Genomic DNA, 18,342 nt, shown 5'->3' with positions numbered 1-18,342 from the left:
CCGCGGGCGCGCCATGCGCCCGCGGCATTCTCAAGCCGTGGATCGCATATGAGCTTCTACTTTGTTCAGTTCCTGACCGGTCTTGCGAGCGCGGCGTCGCTGTTTCTGGTTGCCTCGGGTTTGTCGATTATCTTTGGCGTCACCCGGATTGTGAATTTTGCGCACGGCGCGTTCTACATGCTGGGCGCTTACGTTGCGTTCACGCTGACAGAGCGCCTGTCCGGCGCGCTTGGCTTCTGGGGCGGCATTGTCGCTGCGGCGCTTACTGTTGCGGTTCTGGGCGTGCTGGTCGAAATGGTGTTGCTGCGGCGGATCTATAAGTCGCCGGAACTGTTTCAGCTCTTGGCCACCTTCGGCCTGACGCTGATGGTTGAAGATCTCGTCGTCTTGATCTGGGGACCGGACGATCTGGTCGGCCGGCGCGCTCCAGGATTTCGCGGCGCGGTAGATTTTTTCGGCCAGAATATTCCGTCCTATGATCTTTTTCTGATCGTGCTCGGTCCTGCGGTGCTCGGAGCGCTGTGGCTGCTGTTCCGCCGCACCCGTTGGGGCATTCTGGTTCGCGCGGCGACGCAGGACCGGGATATGGTCGCGGCGCTGGGCGTCAATCAGAAGTGGCTTTTCACCAGCGTGTTCGCGGTCGGCGTGTTTCTCGCCGCGCTCGGTGGCGCGCTGCAAATTCCGCGCGACGCCGTTCATCACGCGATGGACCTTCGCATCATTGTCGACGTCTTTGTTGTGGTCGTGATTGGCGGTCTCGGCAGCATCACCGGCGCATTCGTCGCTGCCGTGCTGGTCTCCGAACTCAACGCATTCGGCATTCTGATATTTCCGAAAATATCGATCATTCTTGTATTCCTTGTCATGGCCGCCGTGCTGATCGTTCGCCCGTGGGGGCTGTTCGGAAAGCCGGAGGCGGTCGCTCGGAAGACGCCAGGACTGACCGTCCGTCCATGGCGGCCGCTGACGCTGAACGAGCGCTTCGCGATGCTCGCTGTCGTGATTGTGGCGTCGACGCTACCACTGTTCGGCGGCAATTACGCGCTTACCGTCGGTGCGGAGATCGCGATCTTCGTAATCTTCGCGACAAGCCTGCACTTCCTGATGTCGGTCGGCGGGCTCGCATCATTCGGGCATGCAGCTTATTTCGGTCTCGGCGCCTATGGAGTCGCATTCTTCGCCAAGGCTGCGGGCCTGCCGATGATTGCGTGCCTGTTGCTGGGGCCGCTGCTTGGTTTGGTCGGCGCGGCCATTTTCGGATTTTTCGCTGTTCAGCTATCAGGCGTCTACTTCGCCATGCTGACGCTGGCTTTCGCCCAGATCGTCTGGTCGATCGCATTCCAGTGGGTCGGCGTGACAGGTGGCGATAACGGCATTCTTGGCGTATGGCCCGACGCGTGGGCAGCGGGGCCGGCTCATTTTTACTGGCTATCGCTCGGTATCGCGACGATCGCGGTGCTGCTGCTTCGCGTTATTGTGTTCTCGCCGTTCGGCTACGCGTTGCGCGCGACACGAGATTCTGCATTGCGAAGCGAAGCGATCGGCATCGACGGCAAGCGGATTCAATGGACCGCATTCGTGATCGCGGGCACAGTTGCGGGTGTGGCCGGGGCGCTGTTTGCGTATCTGAAGGGCAGTGTGTTTCCCGATAGCCTGGGCATCTCGCTGTCCGTCGATGCGCTGGTGATGGTGCTGCTGGGCGGTGTTGAGACGGTATCCGGCGCTGTTGTCGGTGCGATTGTCTTCAAGGCACTGAATATCTGGCTGGTCAGTCAGACGGATTGGTCCAAGCTGGTGCTCGGCGCGGTTATCGTACTGATCGTGGTCGCGTTTCCGAAGGGCATCGTCGGCATGCTGGAAACAATTCGTACCCGGCGTCAGCCGGATACATCGAAACCCGCCATGCTGGCGTCACGGATCGAGAGCGCGGAATGAGTAGCGCACCCACACTTCTTTCAGTCGAAGGCTTGACCAAATCCTATGGCGGCGTCCACGCCGTGCGCGGCGTATCGTTCTCCCTGGTGGCCGGTGAAATTCTTGCGCTGATCGGTCCAAACGGCGCCGGCAAGAGCACATGTTTTGACATGCTCAATGGCCAGAATGTCCCGGACAGCGGCAGTGTCAACCTGCTGGGCAAAGACACCGCCGGAAAGAAACCGCGCGCGATCTGGCGGCTCGGCGTCGGCCGCACATTCCAGATCACTGCGACATTTCCCACAATGACTGTGCGCGAGAACGTGCAGGTTCCATTGATTTCCTATAATGCGCAGCTTTTCAACATGTGGCGCTCGACACCAGGATTCGAGCGGGGCGAAGCGAACCGGCTGCTCGATCTTGTCGGCATGAGCGGTTATGCCGAGCGTCCATGCGGCGAGCTTGCCTATGGCGATCTCAAGCGACTCGAACTTGCGATAGCGCTGGCAAATCAGCCAAAACTTCTTTTGATGGATGAGCCGACGGCCGGTATGGCGCCGCGCGAGCGCGTCGAACTGATGCGCCTGACCGCGCGCATTGCCCGGGAGAAATCCATCGGTGTTCTGTTCACCGAACACGACATGGACGTGGTGTTCGAGCATGCCGATCGTATCCTCGTGCTCAATCGCGGCACGCTGATCGCTGAAGGAACACCCGACGAGGTTCGGCGAAATCCCCAGGTCCGCGCGATCTATCTCGGCGAAGGACTGGTTTATGATGCGCGTCATCGCGACGGAGCCCCGGCATGAAGCTCTCGGTTCAGGGACTCAACAGCTACTATGGTCCGGCTCACATCCTGTTCGATGTCGCACTTGAGGTCGGTGATGGAGAAGTCGTTGCGCTTCTCGGCCGTAACGGGGCGGGCAAGTCGACCACGTTCCGATCGATCGTGGGCCTGGTCGAACAGCGGGAAGGCCAGATCATATTCGAGGGGAAGGACGTTTCTGCTCAGCCGACCCATGCCATTGTGCGCGGTGGGCTCGGTTACGTGCCGGAGGAGCGGCGCATCTTTACCGATCTCACGGTGGAAGAGAACCTCGAAGTCGGCCGTCAGCCGCCGCGCCAAAACGCTCCGCAGTGGACCCGCGAGAAGCTATTCACCCTGTTTCCGAATCTCGGCGAAATGCGTGGCCGCATGGGCGGGCGCATGAGCGGGGGCGAACAGCAGATGCTGACCATCGCCCGGACCTTGATGGGCAATCCCTCTCTGGTCTTGCTCGACGAACCCTCGGAAGGACTGTCGCCGAAAATCGTCGAGCAGATGGTGGACGCTATTCTGGCGATGAAGAAGGAAGGCGTCAGCATCGTTGTGTCTGAGCAGAATCTTCACTTTGCGAATCTGATTTCGGACCGGGCCTATATCATCGAGCGCGGCCGCATCTGTTTCAGCGGCACGATGAGCGAGCTTGAGGCGCGTCCCGACATTCGCGACGCCCATCTGGCGGTGTGACGATCGCAGCGGTCACGAGGTCCACCAGATGAAGGCAAGATATTAGGGGAATGGGAATGGCCAAGGCCGCTCAGAACAAGGTTGCCGCGCTGACCAAGGGTGCTCCTCCGAGGAAAAGTCCGAAGAAGCAGCCCTATGTGCTTGAGGACCAGATCGGCTTCGTGTTGCGTCAGGTCTGGCAGCGTCACGCGGCGATCTTTGCAAGGGAAATCGGCATCAACCTTACGCCGACGCAATGGGCGGCTTTGGCGAAGTTGACCGAAACCGGGCCGTGTTCGCAGAACCAGCTCGGCCGCCTTACCGCAATGGACGTTGCAACCATCAAGGGTGTGATCGATCGGCTGACTGCCCGGGGGCTAACGGAAACCAGCTCGGACCCGCAGGATGGCCGCCGGCTTCTTGTCAGCCTGACGCGGGCGGGACAGGCGATGGCGGAGAAAGCTGCTCCAAGCGCACTGGCGATCTCGAAAGAAACGCTCGCGCCGCTCGATGCCAAGGAGCGCGAAATCTTTGTCACGCTGCTGAACAAGCTGCGCTGATGTCCCGCTGACTAGTGCGCAACGATCTCCGGCACTTTTGTTGCAGGCGGTGTGTTGCGGCTGCGATGCGTGCGGACAATGCCGTCAATGATCGTCATGCCGATGCCGGGCAGATCGCCGAGCTGGACGCTGTCCAGAATGTTCTTGCCAGCCGAATGCTGCGCCTTGTCCATAATCACGAAGTCCGCGGCGCGCCCCACTTCAATCAGGCCGCAGTCGAGCGCGCGCATCCTTGCGGTGTTTCCGGTAGCGAAGCAGAACGCGATTTCCGCCGGAACATCGCCGAGTGACGACAGCAGCGATACCATCCGCAGAATGCCGAGCGGCTGAACGCCTGATCCTGCCGGCGCATCAGTGCCGAGAATGACGCGGTTCAGCTCTTTCATCTCGCGGGCAATCCGCAGCGTATAGAGCGCCGAGCGTTCGTTACCGTTGTGAACCAGCTCCAGGCCGCGCTTGCAGCCTTCGCAGATGCATCGGATCTGTCCATCGGGCAGGGCGGTGTGGCCGCCGTTGATGTGGCCGACGACGTCGGTGTCGGCTTCGAGCACCACGTCCGCGTCAATCAGGCCGGATCCGGGGATCGACGGACCACCGGTGTGGATCGTGCTTTGAATGCCGTATTTGCGTGCCCATGCCACCATCTTGCGCGCGGTCGGGCCATCCTTGACGCCACCAAGTCCTACCTCGCCAAGCAGCCTGACGCCGGCTGCCGCCAGTTCCTTGAAATCCTCTTCTGTCATCCCGGGTTCGATCACCGGTGCACCCGCATGAACCTTGACGCCGCCGGGGCGCAGATTGTCGAACGCACGCTGAGCGAAAATCGCCATTGCCTTGACGCCGACTACGTCGCGCGGACGGCCGGGCATGTGAACCTCGCCGGCCGAAATCATGGTGGTGACGCCACCATTCAGAAAGCTGTCGATCCACCCGATCTGGTTCTGCCGCGGGGTCCAGTCGCCGGCAACCGGGTGAACGTGGCTGTCGATCAGGCCGGGGGTGACCGTCGTTCCGTTGGCGTCGATGACCGTGGTCGCGCCCTCGGCGTCGATGTCCTTGATCCGTCCGATAGCGGTGATCTTGCCGTTCTCCGCGACAATGGTGTCAGCATCCAGGATCGGCTGCTCCATGGCCCCGCTCAGGATCAGACCGATATTCCGGATCACCAGCTTGGTCGGACCGGTGGTGCCCTGGGGCGCATCGTGGGCCATGGATTTTTCCTTCCGTGCAATGCCTTTTCAGCGGGTCGGCTCCAACTTGAGCGCGGGTTGACCGCCGTATCAAGCTGGATTATTCATTAGTACACAAATGAATTGGCGAGGCAATCTGTCTCCGCGTTCCTGATTTTGCCCCGCGTTGGCCCTGCACACGGATCGAGCGAAATGAGCAATTTCAATCAGGAGAGCGTCCTCAGCGTTCATCACTGGACCGACACCCTGTTCAGTTTCACGACCACGCGCGATCCGTCATTCCGCTTCCGCAACGGCGAATTTACAATGATCGGCCTGAAGGTCGGCGAGAAGCCGCTGCTGCGCGCCTACAGCGTCGCGAGCGCCAATTACGAAGACCGGCTTGAATTCTTCTCGATCAAGGTCCCGGACGGTCCACTGACCTCGCGGCTTCAGCATTTGAAGGAAGGCGACGAGATCATCGTCGGGCGCAAGGCCACCGGCACTCTTGTCATCGACAATCTGAAGAACGGCCGGAATCTCTATCTGATCGGCACCGGGACCGGACTCGCGCCGTTCCTCAGCGTGATCAAGGACCCGGAAACCTATGACCGCTTCGAAAAGGTGGTGCTGCTGCACGGCTGCCGGCATGTCGCCGAACTCGCCTATGGCGAGATGATCAACGATCGCCTTCCGAAGGATGACCTGATCGGCGAACTGGTCCGCAACCAGTTGATCTACTATCCCACAGTGACGCGCGATCCGTTCCGCAATCGCGGCCGGATCACCGACCTCATGACGTCGGGCAAGCTGTTCAGCGATACGGATCTCGCTCCGCTGGAGGCCGCACACGACCGCGTCATGATCTGTGGTAGTCCGGCGTTGCTTCAGGACACGCGGACGCTGCTGCTCGACAAGGGATTTACCGAAGGTAACCACGGCGAACCAAGCGAGTTTGTCGTCGAAAAGGCGTTCGTCGAACGCTAGCAAATGGCCATTTTTTGCGCCGTTTAGACGAGCATTGGCCTCGCCACGGATGCCGATTTGTCGGATTATCCGGTCCCAGGACGCGTAGCGTAGGGACGTTGGCATGGCGATTTCCGACAACGACAGGCACGATGCGTACCTGTCCCGGATTCAGGCAACTGCCCTGGATGTGGAAGGTGTTGCAGCGGTATTGCGCCGCCGGGTGCGATTTATTGCTGCGGTCACCGCTATCTGCGTCGCACTCAGCCTTGTCTGGATATTGCTGTCGGCTCCCAAGCATGTTGCATCCGGCCAGATTGTGCTCGATCTGCCCGCCCAGGCCGCAACCGATGCCGGCAAACCCGCCAATTCGGAAACAGTAGCGGTTGGCATCGACAACCAGATCAACGCCCTGACATCGCGCAGTGTCCTCGACAAGGTGATCGCAAGAGAAAAGCTCGGTACCGATCCGCTTTTTGGCGGCAAGTCGAAGGGGCTCCTCTTCACGCTTCTTGCAGGTGTCGGGCTTGTTCCGGCGTCCGAGCCACATGCCATGGCGTTGCGGCAACTGAACCGTGCGATCAGCATCGTTGGCAATCCCGGCTCCGGCACCGTGAACGTCGATGTCGTCACGCCCGACAGAGAAACGTCGGTGCGCGTCGCCAACGCGGTGATGGACAGCTACGTGGAGGAGCAGAGGCTCGCTGGCGCTGGCGCGGCACCTGGGGCTGCGGCGCCTCTCGGCGAACGGCTGGGATCACTCCAGACGCGCTTGCGGGAAGCCGAACAGCGATATGAGAAATATCGCACTGACAGCCTGGCGATGATGGCTGGTGGTCAATCCAGTGCCGAGAAACAAGCCAGTGAGATATCCGAACAGATCGCCGCGGCCGAGGCCAGAGCCGGCGGCTTGCGTTCGACGCTGAATCAACTCCAGCGTGCCCGGAAAATCCTGGATGGCGGCGGAATTCCGGACCCTATCCGGGGAGGAGCAATCGGGACATTCAGAAGCCGTTACGCCGCCGCACGGGAACTGGAAATTGATCTTTCCGAAACGCTCGGACCGCGTCACCCCGACCTCGTGATCGCCAGGATGCGGGCGACCGAAGCCAGACGGCTGCTGGAACAGGCGATTCAGGATGGGGTTCAGTCGGCTGCAGCCGATCTGGAACGTACCCGCGCAGTGGTGACGCAACTCAAGAACCGCCTTGAAGCGTCAAGGCAAAATTCCGTCAAAACCAGCGAAGCGAGTGCGCGGCTCAAGGAACTGGAGCGGGACGTCGAAGCACACCGTGCTGCATACCAAGCTGTCCTCGCGCGATCTCAGCAACAGCGGCCGGACAACCCGGACGCGCGGGTCTTGAGCCGTGCAGTGGTCCAGCCGGAAACCGGCCGAACGTTCCCCATCGGGACCTTGTTCATCAGCTTGTTGCTCGGTCTTGGTCTGGGTGTCAGCCTGGCCTGGCTGCTTGAATTGATGGATGAGAAAGAAAGAGCGGAAGTACTGCGTTAGGTCGCCGTGTTTCTCGAACCATTCCAAGATCTTGTCCCGGCGTTTTATCCGCAGGCTTCAAAAGCTGCGGAACCCATGAATATTCGCGGACACCGCTCATCTGAAACCGAAGCGCGTCGTTGGGCCGATATGAAAGGTGTCATCCAACCTTCAAGTTAAAAGGTCAAAAAGAACCCCTGAGTTTCATAAGGGGTATGAGATGAGCGACATTACATTGAATTCCGGGGTTGCCGACGGGCAAACCATCGAGCCGGCTTCAAGGCCCAATCTCGATAAAGGTTTTAACCCACTGACCATGATCCTGTTTTTTGGCATCCTCGCCGCGGGTGCAATATTCGTTGCCTACAGCATTTACGTCGATATCGACGCTACCGGCACCAAGGTCACGACCTATCTTCCCTACATCCTGCTGTTTGTTGCGCTGCTGATTGCGCTCGGCTTCGAATTCGTCAACGGCTTCCACGACACCGCAAACGCCGTTGCGACGGTGATCTACACCCATTCGCTTCCGGCGGAATTTGCCGTGATGTGGTCGGGCTTCTTCAACTTTCTTGGCGTGTTGCTGTCGAGCGGCGCGGTTGCTTTCGGCATCGTCTCGCTGCTGCCGGTTGAGCTCATTCTTCAGGTCGGAAGCAGCGCCGGTTTCGCCATGGTGTTCGCGCTCTTGATCGCAGCCATCATCTGGAATCTCGGCACCTGGTACTTCGGTCTTCCGGCTTCCAGCTCCCACACGCTGATCGGCTCGATCATCGGCGTCGGCATCGCCAACGCGGTCATGCGCGGACGCGATGGTACCTCGGGCGTTGACTGGACCAAGGCCACGGAAATCGGCTACGCGTTGTTGCTCTCGCCGTTGTTCGGCTTCTGCATGGCGGCACTTCTGTTGCTGGTGTTGAAGTTCGTTGTTCGCAATCCGGCGCTTTACGCTGCTCCGGAAGGCAACAAGCCACCGCCGCTGTGGATTCGCGGTATCCTGATCGCGACCTGCACCGGCGTCAGCTTCGCGCACGGATCAAACGACGGCCAGAAGGGCATGGGCCTGATCATGCTGATCCTGATCGGCACTGTGCCGACTGCCTATGCGCTGAACCGCGCCTTGCCGGAATCGCAGGTCATCAAGTTCCAGCAGACGTCAGAAGCGGCGTCAAAGGTGATCGCTGCAAAGGGCGCCGGCCATAGCATCATCGGCGATCCCCGTCCGGCAGTGACTCAGTATGTCTCGCTGCACAAGATCAACGAAGGCACTTATCCGTCGCTGGCGGTTCTCGTGAAGGACGTCGGCGATCAGGTGCAGAAGTATGGCACGCTGAGCAAGGTTCCTGCCGAAGCGGTGGGTAACACCCGCAACGATATGTACCTGACTTCGGAGGCGATCCGCTTCCTGATGAAGGACAAGGAAAACGACCTCAGTAAGGAAGATGTCGCGACGCTCAACGCTTACAAGGGTTCGCTCGACAGTGCCACGAAGTTCATCCCGACCTGGGTGAAAATCGCGGTCGCGATCGCGCTGGGTCTTGGCACCATGATCGGCTGGAAGCGCATTGTCATCACCGTCGGCGAGAAGATCGGAAAAACACACCTGACCTACGCGCAGGGTGCATCCGCTGAACTCGTGGCAGCAGGGACGATCGGAGCGGCTGACATCTTCGGCCTTCCAGTCTCGACCACCCACGTGCTGTCGTCCGGCGTCGCCGGGACCATGGCAGCCAACGGCTCGGGATTGCAGATGGCCACCATCCGCAACCTGCTGATGGCCTGGGTGCTGACCTTGCCGGCAGCGATCTGCCTCTCCGCGGGCCTCTACGTGCTGTTCTCGCACCTGTTCTGATCGACTGCCGCTACAGCGGCAATGACAACGAAGGGCCCGCGTTAAGAGCGCGGGCCCTTTCTGTTTCAACGCATCCGACCAACAGAGCGAGACGGGACCGAGAGGCTCAGTAATCCTTCTCGCGGTGCACGTCATGAACGACGATGCCCATACCGGCTTCCGGCATGGCCAGCCATTCCCGCCGCTTCAGCGTGCGGCGGGTGTCCTCAAGGCCGCTCAGCCAGTGCTCGCGCATCGAGGTGGCGGAGAACTCGTGGTCCTTGGAATCGCCCTCATAGGCCTTTTGCTGATAGATCATCTGCAGGATGGTGATTTCGGGCAGGTCCGCGAAGCGGTCGCGCAGCGCGCGCTCGTGATCGGTCAGCTTGTCTTCTGGAACCTTCAGCAGCGCCTTGTAGAAGTCGGTCTTCAGGTTGTTCATACGCTTGTAGACGTCGGTGTTGTAGCGCGTACGTGACGAATACATGATGTCCTTGTGCCGGGCCATCACCTCCTGGATGTCACGCGGCAGGACACCCCGCGCGTTGAACAGGTCGACCTGAAACACCAGCGAGTTCATCTTGTCTTCCTGATCAAGCAGATGTTGTAGCGGCGTATTGGAAACGATGCCCCCGTCCCAGAAATGGTCGGTGCCGATCTTCACCATGGGCAGGGCAGGCGGCAGAGCGCCGCTGGCCATGACATGCTCGGGCTCGATAACTTCCTTCTTGTTGTCGAAATACAAGAAATTGCCGGTGAGGACGTTCACCGCGCCGACGGCGAAATGCATCTTGCGGGAATTGATCAAATCGAAATCGACAAGTTCCAGCAGCGACGCGCGCAGCGGTGCGGTGTCATAATAGCTGGTTGCCGTTCTGGCACCGGCCGGGCTGAACCATGGATTGATGTCATGCGGCTTGAAGAAGCCCGGCTGACCCATGGTGGTCGTCAGGAATGAACTCGTCAGGTTGCGGGCCTTGCGGTAAATGTCGCCGTCTGGCGTGTAGTGCCAGACCTTGCGGCTGGTGATGCGGTCCCAAAAGGTCCGCAGCCGTTCGAGCCGCCGCTCCGGCGGGTTACCCGCGATGATGGCAGAATTGATCGCGCCGATCGAAACGCCGCAAACCCAGTCGGGCTCCATACCGCTTTCGTGCAGGGCCTGATAGACGCCTGCCTGATAGGCACCCAGCGCCCCGCCGCCCTGGAGAACCAGCGCCACGCGGTCGCAGCGATCGGGCCGCCAGTTTTGAGACCCAAGCGTTTCGGATTTCGGCGTACGCGCATCCATGACTTTGCCCCGTTGATTTTCTTGCCTCGAAAGTCCGGTGTGCAGATTTCAGAGAAGCGGTGACGCTGTCGTGACAGGCTGCTCGTCTGATCGCGGAATCTGCTTCGTGGTTAGCAGATCGGATCAGGCAAAGACGGGTGTCACCGGATTGAAGAAATTTCCTCACATCGATGTCAAGGACCGCCGTTAGCTATTGTGCATTGCAATTCCTACCGCGCTTTAACCGTACTGCCGGTAACGACGCGGGTCTTTGTTTCGGCAGTTCAGATTGGCCATCAGCATGCTGTCCGGAAAATCCGCCATCGTAACAGGCTCCACCAGCGGCATCGGCCTCGGCATCGCACGCGGTCTGGCCGCCAGCGGCGCCAACATCATGCTCAACGGCTTCGGTGACCCCGCGGCGATCGAAACAATCCGTCAGGACATCGCAGGCGAACACAACATCAAGGTGTTGTTCAGTCCGGCGGACATGACGATCCCTCGGGAAATCGAGGAAATGATCGCGTTCGCCGAGGAAGAGTTCGGCAGCGTCGACATCATCGTTAACAATGCGGGCATTCAGCACGTCGCGCCGGTCGAGGACTTTCCGATCGAGAAGTGGGACGCCATCCTGGCGATCAATCTATCCAGCGCTTTCCACACCACGCGGCTGGCGGTTCCGGCGATGAAGAAGCAGTCGTGGGGCCGGATCGTCAACATTGCATCTGCACATGCGCTGGTGGCTTCGCCGTTCAAGTCGGCTTACGTCTCCGCCAAGCACGGCATTGCCGGTCTCACCAAGACGGTTGCACTCGAGGTTGCTGAGCACGGCATTACCGTGAATGCCGTCTGCCCCGGCTACGTCATGACGCCGCTGGTCGAAAAACAAATCCCCGAACAGGCCAAGGCGCGCGGCATCACTGAACAGCAAGTTATTTCCGACGTGCTGCTGGCCGCACAGCCAACCAAGCGCTTCGTCACGGTGCAAGAGTTAGCCGCGCTGGTGACATTTCTCTGCACCGACAATGCGAAATCGATCACCGGAACGACATTGCCTGTTGATGGCGGCTGGACCGCGCACTGAAAAGGAACGCTTCCATGCGCAGAGCGGATATTCTCAGATTGCCTTCGATGCCTGCCGCCGGTCCGAGTTATCCGGCCGGCCCATATCGCTTCATCGATCGCGAATTTCTCGTCATCACCTATGAAACCGATCCCGATCTGATCCGTGCCGGGCTTCCTGAACCACTGGAGCCGATCGACACTCCAGTCGTCCACTATGAGTGGATCAAAATGCCGGATTCTTCCGGCTTCGGCAGCTATACCGAGTCAGGCCTGGTCATTCCTGCGCGTCTGAACGGTGAAGAGGTCAACTTCGTCTCGCAGATGTATCTCGATGACGATCCGCCGATTGCAGCGGGGCGCGAGATCTGGGGATTTCCAAAGAAGTATGCGCACCCCAAGCTCGAGGTCGTGAAGGATACGCTGACCGGCACGCTGGAATATTCCGGTCAGCAGGTGGCCATGGGCACCATGGGCTACAAGCACGAATCCATGGCCGGCAACGGCGAAATCACGCGCGCGACGCTGTCCAAGACCCAGATCAATCTCAAACTGATCCCCGGGGTCGATGGCCGCGCCGAGGTCTGCCAGCTCGTTGCGATCAACCTGATCGACATCAATGTCAAAGGTTCATGGATTGGACCCGGACGGCTGCATCTCATTCCGCACGTCAATGCACCGGTGGCCGATTTCCCGGTCAGGCGCGTGATCGGGGCGCATCATTTTCTGGCCGATCTGACGCTGCCGTATGGTCGCGTCGTGCACGACTACAACAAGGAAGCGGACGATCTGGCGGAGGCGGCGGAGTAACCGGCGCTGACATGGGCCTGTAACAAACCTGTCGTCATATCGGATCGGTATCCAGGTGGCTCGCTTAGGAGCCTCCGGTAGTGTTGTGAGCTTTGGGCGGTTGGGGCTTATCGTGCAAGCAGAAGCGTTGACGGCTGAGGGTATCGCGGCCAGGCATTCACCGCATGCGGCGCAGATTCCGGGTCTGGTATGGGCGTTCCGGATTCATGCCAATGGAAGTGCCGAACCGCTGAACGTAGATGAGCCGGTCGACCTGCGCGGTGACGGGTTGCTCTGGCTGCATTTCAACCTTGCCGATTTGCGCGCCGATCAATGGCTCGCATCGGCCGACCTCGACATTCCGGAGGCAGGCAAGGCGCTGCTGCTGTCACGAGATAATTTCCAGCAGATCCACGCTGCTGACGACAGTATCTACGGCGTCTTTTCCGATCTGGTGCGCGCCATTGACCGTGTCACCGAAGAAACCGGCTACCTTCATTTTGTCATGACCGAACGGTTGCTGGTCAGCGGCCGTCATCACGCACTATGTGCCGTCGATGCGACGCGGCGCGTTCTCGAAAGCGGCCAGCAGCGCATCAGCAGCGCAGCTGCTCTGCTCGAAACCATCGTCGAATACGTGGCGGAGACGATGGAGCGCGTTGCCGAGGAGGTCGGAGCAAAACTCGACAGCATCGAGGAGAAGATCCTGTCCGACGACTCGACCGATCTTCGCAGGGATCTGGGCCGGCTGCGTCGTACCTGTGTCCGCCTGCATCGCCAGTTGTCGGGCCTTCTGCTGATGTTCCGCCGCCTTGATCAGCAAGGGCCGGAGGCGCTCAAGCCGGCATTGCGGCTGCGCGCAGGCAAGCTCGCGCAGAGATTGGATGCGCTCGACCACGTGGTCGTGGAAATGCGCGAGCGGAGCCGGCTGCTTCAGGAAGAGCTACACCTCAAGATCGAGGAGCAGACAAACAAAAGTATCCATCTGCTGTCGGTTCTGACGGCGCTGCTGCTGCCGCCGACGCTGGTGACCGGCGTTTTCGGCATGAACACCAAGGGATTGCCGCTGACCGACGTGGAGACCGGATTTATGACGGCCAGCGTTCTGATCGTCTCGTCATCCGCGCTCGCCTATTTCATCATGAAGCGCTTCGGCATCCTGAGATAACTCGAGATCGCCGTGCAACATTCGTTGAAAACGCTGCGGACCGTCGCGACCGCGAGCATCATATGTGTGCTTTCACTTCATGGTGCCTGGGCGGCGGATGCAAAGGCGCCAGACAAATCCATAACGAAAAGCCCACGCGAGCTTCTGGCCGATTGGGGCATCCAGTTCAATGCGACGTATATATCGGAGGTGTTCGGCAATGCGTCGGGCGGCATTCGGCGCGGCTCGATCTATACAGGACGTCTCGATCTCGGCACCGACATTGATCTCGAAAAAGTCGTCGGCTGGACCGGCGCCAAGTTCCACGCCAACATGTTCCAGATTCACGGTCAGGGTCTGTCGCGCGATTATGTCGGCAACCTCATGCTGGTCAGCGGCGTCGAAGCGCTCAACGCGACGCGTTTGTATGAATTGTGGATTGAGCAATCGCTGTTCGGCGGCGCATTGCTGGTTCGTGTTGGACAGCAGGCATCCGATGTCGAATTTATCGACAGCAAGTATGACGACATTTTCACCAACTCGGCGCTTGGGTGGCCGGGTATCACCGGCATCAATCTGCTGAGCGGCGGCCCATCACCACCGCTGGCCGTACCGGGCGTTCGCATCAAGGCGCAACTGGCCGAAAATATCACGGCCTATGCCGCGATTTTCGACGGCGATGCCGCGCCGCCGGACAGGCTGGTTGATCCACAGATCGCAAATCCGCACGGATTGCTGTTTCGCGTCAATGATCCGGCATGGATCATCGGGCAGCTCAAATACGGCTTTGAACTTGGTGAAAGCAATTTGCCGGGCACGCTGACCGGCGGCGCCTGGAAGCATCTCGGCGATTTCGGCGACATGCGATACGCGGCGGATGGCCTTCTGCAGGCGGACCCTCTGAGCTCGGGTGTCCCGCTGAAACGACGCGGGAATCAGGGGATCTTCGGGGTGTACGAGCAGATGCTGTCGCGCGCGACGCCGGGTTCTGACAAGGGGGTTGGCTTTTTCGTCCGGACATCCATCAGTCCGTCGGATCGCAACCTTATCAGCTTTTACATCGACGGCGGTTTCCAGTTCTCAGGCTTCAGTGACGCGCGTCCCAACGACAAGTTCGGTGTTGCGATGACCTATGCGCGCATTTCCGATGCGGCGCGCGCAGCCGATCGCGACGCTCAGACGTTTACGGGGACACCGTATCCGGTGCGCGATTTTGAAGCTGTGTTCGAGATGACTTATCTGGCGGAGATTCAAACCGGCTGGACCGTTCAGCCGGTTTTCCAGTATGTCTTTCATCCGGGAGGGGGCGTGGTCGATCCCAACGACCCGACCCAGACGAGGCGCATCAAGGACGCTGCGGTGTTCGGTCTACGCAGTACCTTCAACTACTGATCATCGTCCCTTGAAATTTCCGGCGCGCCGCTCTGCGGTCGCCTTGATGCCTTCCTGAAAATCCTCGGTTTCGCGCAGCCAGGTCTGCTCAGCGAGTTCGTGGTCGGTTTGTGCCTTGACCCGATCCGCAAGGCCCGCCCGCATTGTCGCACGTGTCGACATCAATCCCAATGGCGAGTTTTCGGCAATCTCATGAGCGAGCTTGAATGCTTCGGCACGCACCTGATCCTGCGGGACCAGGATGTTGGCGAGGCCCATCTTGAATGCTTCCTCACCGGTCACGCGGCGGCTTGTATAGAACATCAAGGCCGCGTTGTTTTTCCCGATCACCTCAGGCAGCGTCACGGTCAGCCCGAAGCCGGGATGGAATCCAAGCTTGGTAAAGTTTGCAGCGAAGCGTGCCTCGGGGCAGGCGACGCGGAAATCAGCCGATACCGCAAGTCCCAGTCCGCCGCCGATAGCTGCGCCCTGAACCGCGGCAACGATCGGCTTCTTGTTGCTGAAGATGCGGACGGCTTCGCGGTAAAGGTCGCCAGTGGTTCCGTCGCCTGACGCGGCATCGCCGTCAAAATCGGCCGGCCGATTGAAGTTTGCGCCGGCGCAAAAAGCTTTGCCCTGTGAGGCAAGCACCACGGCGCGGGCGTCTATATCGTTGTCAATCTGCCCGAGTGCGTCGGCGATCTGGCGGATCAGGGACAGATCGAAGAAATTCAGCGGCGGCCGGCGAATCTCGATCAGCGTGACGTGTCCGTGCTCTTCCACGCCGATGTCGGTAAAGCCGCTCATTGAGGTCCTCTTTCTTTATTGCTGGTTTAGCGCAACCCAAGTCCACGCGCGATGATCCCGCGCAGCACTTCCGTCGTTCCGCCCTGAATGGTCAGTTTCGGGGCAATCTTGGTGGCGAATGCGAGTTGATCTTCAAGCGTGCTGTGATTGGAGGCGTCGGTGTCGATAAAGGCTGCCAGATCGCGCACGCGATGCGGAAGCTGCTGTTCCCATATAGTGCCGATATCCTTGACAATCGATGCTTCCACGACCGGCTCTTTGCCAGCCTGGAGCATGCCTGCAACAGAGACAGACATGCGACGCATGGTGTGAAGCTGAGCTACCAGCCGGCCGATGCCTTCTGCACCGCGCGTATCGGGTTTCGATCCAAGCGCACGCACCAGTTCGGTCAGCACGTAATAGGTTTCCAGAAACCGCTCTGGCCCGCTGCGTTCATAGGCGAGTTCGCTGGTCGCCTGCTTCCATGCGCCGTCGATTTCGCCGAGGACATGATCGTCCGGCATGAAGGCGTCCTGAAACACGACTTCATTGAATTCCTTCAGACCGCTGATCTGCTCGATCGGGTTGACGGTGATGCCGGGCGTCTTCATGTCGACCAGAAACTGCGTCAGGCCGTGGCGCCGGTTCTCCTTGGTCGGCGGAGAGGTGCGGAATATCGCCAGCATGTAGTCGGCCATATGCGCCGAGGTGGTCCAGATCTTGGTACCGTTGATCAGCCAGCCGCCGTCGGTTTTGGTTGCCTTGGTCTTGGCGGCGAACAGGTCGGAGCCGGAGTTCGGCTCGCTCATGCCAATAGCGAAACAGACTTCGCCGCGGCAGATGCGCGGCACGATGTCCATCTTGATCCGCTCGTTGGCGTATTTGATCAGCACCGGGCCGCTCTGGCGATCGGCAACGAAGAAGCGGCGGGTGGGCGCGTTGGCGATACGCATTTCCTCGGTGACGACATAGCGTTCAAGGAACGTGCGCTCGTGTCCGCCATATTTCTTCGGCCAGGTCATGCCGATCCAGCCGCGCTCGCCGACCCGGCGGCTGAATTCCGGAACGTCGGTGTCTTCGCGCTGCGGCTCATGCGGATTGAAGGTACCGGCGGCGATTTCCTCGGCGAGAAAAGCGCGCACCTCATGCCGCAGTTTTTCGCATTCTTCCGGCAGACGAATTTGGTCAAAACGAAGCGCTGCGGTCATGATCAATTCCTTTGTCAGCGCGAGGCGACCAATGGCCACAGTTCGTCCGCGCCCCGCGCGGCAACGAATTTACCGAGCTCGGTTGCCCAGTAACTTTCATGGCCGAAATCGTCGCGCCATCCCAGCGCGCGAAGGGTGTAGCGATGCAGAATGTGCTCCATCGAAAAGCCGATAGCGCCATGCACCTGATGCGCAATGGCCGTGCCTTTCTCGGCGGCTTCCGCGCAGCGGATCTTTGCCGAGGCCGCTTCCAGAAAAACCGCATCATCGAACGACGAACTGTTCGCGATGGCGTCGGCGGCGGAGCCAGCCGCGGCCCCAGCGGCCGCGACTTCGCCAGCGAGTCGCGCGAGATTGTGCTGCACCGCCTGGAATTTCGAGATCTGCTTTTCGAATGCAACACGTTCGTTCGAATAGCGCACCGTCATGTCGAGCATGGTCTCGAGCGCGCCTGCGATCTGCAGGCTGCGCACAGTCGCGCCCATCAGCATCAGCGACGCCGGCGTCATGTCGGATGATGCCGGCCTGGACGAAAGAGGTTTAACGTTATCGAATGTCACGGTGTTTGACGCGTCGCTGCCGAGACTCTCGCCGGCCTCGATCCGGCAGGCGGAGGCTTCCACCAGCGCGATGGAATACCCCTTTGCGTCTTGTGCGATCACTGCGATATGCGCGGCATCCGACGCAAACGGCACACCGCGAACCCGTCCGCTGAGAGAGCCATCCGTGCTGATCGTGACGCGGTCCTGCGGCCGCGCCGGAGCTACTGTCATTTTACCGGCGGGCGAGGGAAGTCCGGCCTGCGACAGCAGCCAGCCTGCGAGCATTGTTTCGACTAGCGGAACAGGGACTGCAAATCGGCCCACCGAACTCGCAACGCTGAAGCCGTCTGCGAGACTGGCTCCCGAGCCATCGCAGTCCTCCGGCACCCATGTGAGCGGTAACCCCGCATCGGTGAGCGCACCCCAGAGTGGTGTTTTCCAGCCGTCGTTTGTGGCGTTGTTGAGGTTCTGAGCGTCGGCGAGGTCGGAAAAGATCCGTTCGGCGGTTTCCGCAACGATGTTCTCGGTCACACTAGGATGCCCTTGCTGCCCGTTCTGAAGACCCGCGCAATTGACTGTCAGTCATCAAAGTCCCGCACTTTTTTGGTCCAGCCGTCGAGGCGGGACCGATTTTTTGCAACGCAACGAGCGTCGGATTGGAGTGCCAGCCAGCGGCTGAAAGCAATGAAATGGCACTGTCAGGAACGGTATCCTTTCGCTCCGAACGGTGTCAAATCAGATTGGGTTCTCGC

16 protein-coding genes are annotated in these 18,342 nt (G+C 59.9%); 11 read left to right on the top strand and 5 right to left on the bottom strand.

Annotated features, from left to right (window positions below; translation table 11 throughout):
- Positions 1–48 precede the first annotated feature (48 nt).
- From AC1RM7_RS17120 to AC1RM7_RS17105, 4 genes are read left to right on the top strand one after another with little or no spacing between them, the layout of a single operon-like run.
- On the top strand, positions 49–1,935 hold the full coding sequence (locus AC1RM7_RS17120; RefSeq protein WP_024919752.1) for an ABC transporter permease: 1,887 nt from the start codon (positions 49–51) through the stop codon (positions 1,933–1,935).
- Positions 1,932–2,723 carry an ABC transporter ATP-binding protein gene (locus AC1RM7_RS17115; protein ID WP_024919751.1) on the top strand — a complete coding sequence of 264 codons (792 nt, stop codon included), beginning with the start codon at positions 1,932–1,934 and terminating at the stop codon, positions 2,721–2,723. The genes AC1RM7_RS17120 and AC1RM7_RS17115 overlap by 4 nt, the downstream gene beginning before the upstream one ends.
- Positions 2,720–3,424: an ABC transporter ATP-binding protein gene (locus AC1RM7_RS17110; RefSeq protein WP_024919750.1), complete on the top strand. Its 705-nt coding sequence runs from the start codon at positions 2,720–2,722 to the stop codon at positions 3,422–3,424. Before AC1RM7_RS17115 ends, AC1RM7_RS17110 begins: the two co-directional genes overlap by 4 nt.
- 56 nt (positions 3,425–3,480) lie before the next feature.
- Positions 3,481–3,963, top strand: a complete 483-nt coding sequence (locus tag AC1RM7_RS17105) for a MarR family winged helix-turn-helix transcriptional regulator (protein WP_024919749.1) — start codon at positions 3,481–3,483, stop codon at positions 3,961–3,963.
- 11 nt (positions 3,964–3,974) lie between these two features.
- On the opposite strand, the gene AC1RM7_RS17100 is transcribed toward AC1RM7_RS17105, so the two are convergent.
- Complete coding sequence (locus tag AC1RM7_RS17100) at positions 3,975–5,174, bottom strand: amidohydrolase family protein (protein WP_024919748.1); 1,200 nt, start codon at positions 5,172–5,174, stop codon at positions 3,975–3,977.
- A gap of 171 nt (positions 5,175–5,345) precedes the next feature.
- Here AC1RM7_RS17100 and AC1RM7_RS17095 point away from each other — a divergent pair, with 171 nt between their 5' ends.
- The 3 genes from AC1RM7_RS17095 to AC1RM7_RS17085 all read left to right on the top strand — a co-directional run bounded on the left by AC1RM7_RS17095 (position 5,346) and on the right by AC1RM7_RS17085 (position 9,439).
- Positions 5,346–6,119 (top strand): ferredoxin--NADP reductase, encoded by a 774-nt coding sequence (locus AC1RM7_RS17095; protein WP_024919747.1) that lies wholly within the window; start codon positions 5,346–5,348, stop codon positions 6,117–6,119.
- Positions 6,120–6,222: 103 nt separating this feature from the next.
- Positions 6,223–7,611: a GumC family protein gene (locus tag AC1RM7_RS17090; protein WP_024919746.1), complete on the top strand. Its 1,389-nt coding sequence runs from the start codon at positions 6,223–6,225 to the stop codon at positions 7,609–7,611.
- Between the two features lie 199 nt (positions 7,612–7,810).
- On the top strand, positions 7,811–9,439 hold the full coding sequence (locus AC1RM7_RS17085) for an inorganic phosphate transporter (protein ID WP_024919745.1): 1,629 nt from the start codon (positions 7,811–7,813) through the stop codon (positions 9,437–9,439).
- Positions 9,440–9,545: 106 nt separating this feature from the next.
- Here AC1RM7_RS17085 and AC1RM7_RS17080 read toward each other — a convergent pair whose 3' ends face one another.
- On the bottom strand, positions 9,546–10,706 hold the full coding sequence (locus AC1RM7_RS17080; RefSeq protein WP_024919744.1) for a patatin-like phospholipase family protein: 1,161 nt from the start codon (positions 10,704–10,706) through the stop codon (positions 9,546–9,548).
- A gap of 280 nt (positions 10,707–10,986) precedes the next feature.
- Here AC1RM7_RS17080 and AC1RM7_RS17075 point away from each other — a divergent pair, with 280 nt between their 5' ends.
- From AC1RM7_RS17075 to AC1RM7_RS17060, 4 genes are all read left to right on the top strand, one after another.
- Positions 10,987–11,769: a 3-hydroxybutyrate dehydrogenase gene (locus tag AC1RM7_RS17075; protein ID WP_024919743.1), complete on the top strand. Its 783-nt coding sequence runs from the start codon at positions 10,987–10,989 to the stop codon at positions 11,767–11,769.
- Positions 11,770–11,783: 14 nt separating this feature from the next.
- Complete coding sequence (locus AC1RM7_RS17070) at positions 11,784–12,557, top strand: acetoacetate decarboxylase (RefSeq protein ID WP_024919742.1); 774 nt, start codon at positions 11,784–11,786, stop codon at positions 12,555–12,557.
- Positions 12,558–12,684: 127 nt separating this feature from the next.
- Positions 12,685–13,704, top strand: coding sequence for a CorA family divalent cation transporter (locus AC1RM7_RS17065; protein WP_492943895.1), 1,020 nt, complete (start codon positions 12,685–12,687; stop codon positions 13,702–13,704).
- Between the two features lie 12 nt (positions 13,705–13,716).
- Positions 13,717–15,075, top strand: coding sequence for a carbohydrate porin (locus AC1RM7_RS17060; protein WP_024919740.1), 1,359 nt, complete (start codon positions 13,717–13,719; stop codon positions 15,073–15,075).
- Here AC1RM7_RS17060 and AC1RM7_RS17055 read toward each other — a convergent pair whose 3' ends face one another.
- Genes AC1RM7_RS17055 through AC1RM7_RS17045 form a run of 3 tightly spaced genes read right to left on the bottom strand, consistent with a single transcriptional unit; the run spans position 15,076 to position 18,121 of the window.
- Complete coding sequence (locus tag AC1RM7_RS17055) at positions 15,076–15,861, bottom strand: enoyl-CoA hydratase/isomerase family protein (RefSeq protein WP_024919739.1); 786 nt, start codon at positions 15,859–15,861, stop codon at positions 15,076–15,078. It lies immediately after the preceding gene.
- A 26-nt stretch (positions 15,862–15,887) separates the two neighbouring features.
- Positions 15,888–17,048, bottom strand: coding sequence for an acyl-CoA dehydrogenase family protein (locus AC1RM7_RS17050; protein WP_024919738.1), 1,161 nt, complete (start codon positions 17,046–17,048; stop codon positions 15,888–15,890).
- Positions 17,049–17,062: 14 nt separating this feature from the next.
- Positions 17,063–18,121 carry an acyl-CoA dehydrogenase family protein gene (locus tag AC1RM7_RS17045; protein ID WP_492839153.1) on the bottom strand — a complete coding sequence of 353 codons (1,059 nt, stop codon included), beginning with the start codon at positions 18,119–18,121 and terminating at the stop codon, positions 17,063–17,065.
- Positions 18,122–18,342: the final 221 nt, after the last annotated feature.

Source organism: Afipia sp. GW822-FHT03D08 (assembly GCF_058801645.1).
Note: the sequence above shows the minus strand (reverse complement) of the source record. Positions and strands in the feature narration are given on the sequence as shown.

Bases quoted from the DNA above. Each gene is read 5' to 3' on its own strand.
- AC1RM7_RS17115 (WP_024919751.1), top strand. From the start codon at position 1,932: ATGAGTAGCGCACCCACACTTCTTTCAGTCGAAGGCTTGACCAAATCC.
- AC1RM7_RS17090 (WP_024919746.1), top strand. From the start codon at position 6,223: ATGGCGATTTCCGACAACGACAGGCACGATGCGTACCTGTCCCGGATT.
- AC1RM7_RS17050 (WP_024919738.1), bottom strand. From the start codon at position 17,048: ATGACCGCAGCGCTTCGTTTTGACCAAATTCGTCTGCCGGAAGAATGC.
- AC1RM7_RS17080 (WP_024919744.1), bottom strand. From the start codon at position 10,706: ATGGATGCGCGTACGCCGAAATCCGAAACGCTTGGGTCTCAAAACTGG.
- AC1RM7_RS17105 (WP_024919749.1), top strand. From the start codon at position 3,481: ATGGCCAAGGCCGCTCAGAACAAGGTTGCCGCGCTGACCAAGGGTGCT.
- AC1RM7_RS17085 (WP_024919745.1), top strand. From the start codon at position 7,811: ATGAGCGACATTACATTGAATTCCGGGGTTGCCGACGGGCAAACCATC.
- AC1RM7_RS17100 (WP_024919748.1), bottom strand. From the start codon at position 5,174: ATGGCCCACGATGCGCCCCAGGGCACCACCGGTCCGACCAAGCTGGTG.
- AC1RM7_RS17075 (WP_024919743.1), top strand. From the start codon at position 10,987: ATGCTGTCCGGAAAATCCGCCATCGTAACAGGCTCCACCAGCGGCATC.
- AC1RM7_RS17110 (WP_024919750.1), top strand. From the start codon at position 2,720: ATGAAGCTCTCGGTTCAGGGACTCAACAGCTACTATGGTCCGGCTCAC.
- AC1RM7_RS17095 (WP_024919747.1), top strand. From the start codon at position 5,346: ATGAGCAATTTCAATCAGGAGAGCGTCCTCAGCGTTCATCACTGGACC.
- AC1RM7_RS17070 (WP_024919742.1), top strand. From the start codon at position 11,784: ATGCGCAGAGCGGATATTCTCAGATTGCCTTCGATGCCTGCCGCCGGT.
- AC1RM7_RS17120 (WP_024919752.1), top strand. From the start codon at position 49: ATGAGCTTCTACTTTGTTCAGTTCCTGACCGGTCTTGCGAGCGCGGCG.
- AC1RM7_RS17055 (WP_024919739.1), bottom strand. From the start codon at position 15,861: ATGAGCGGCTTTACCGACATCGGCGTGGAAGAGCACGGACACGTCACG.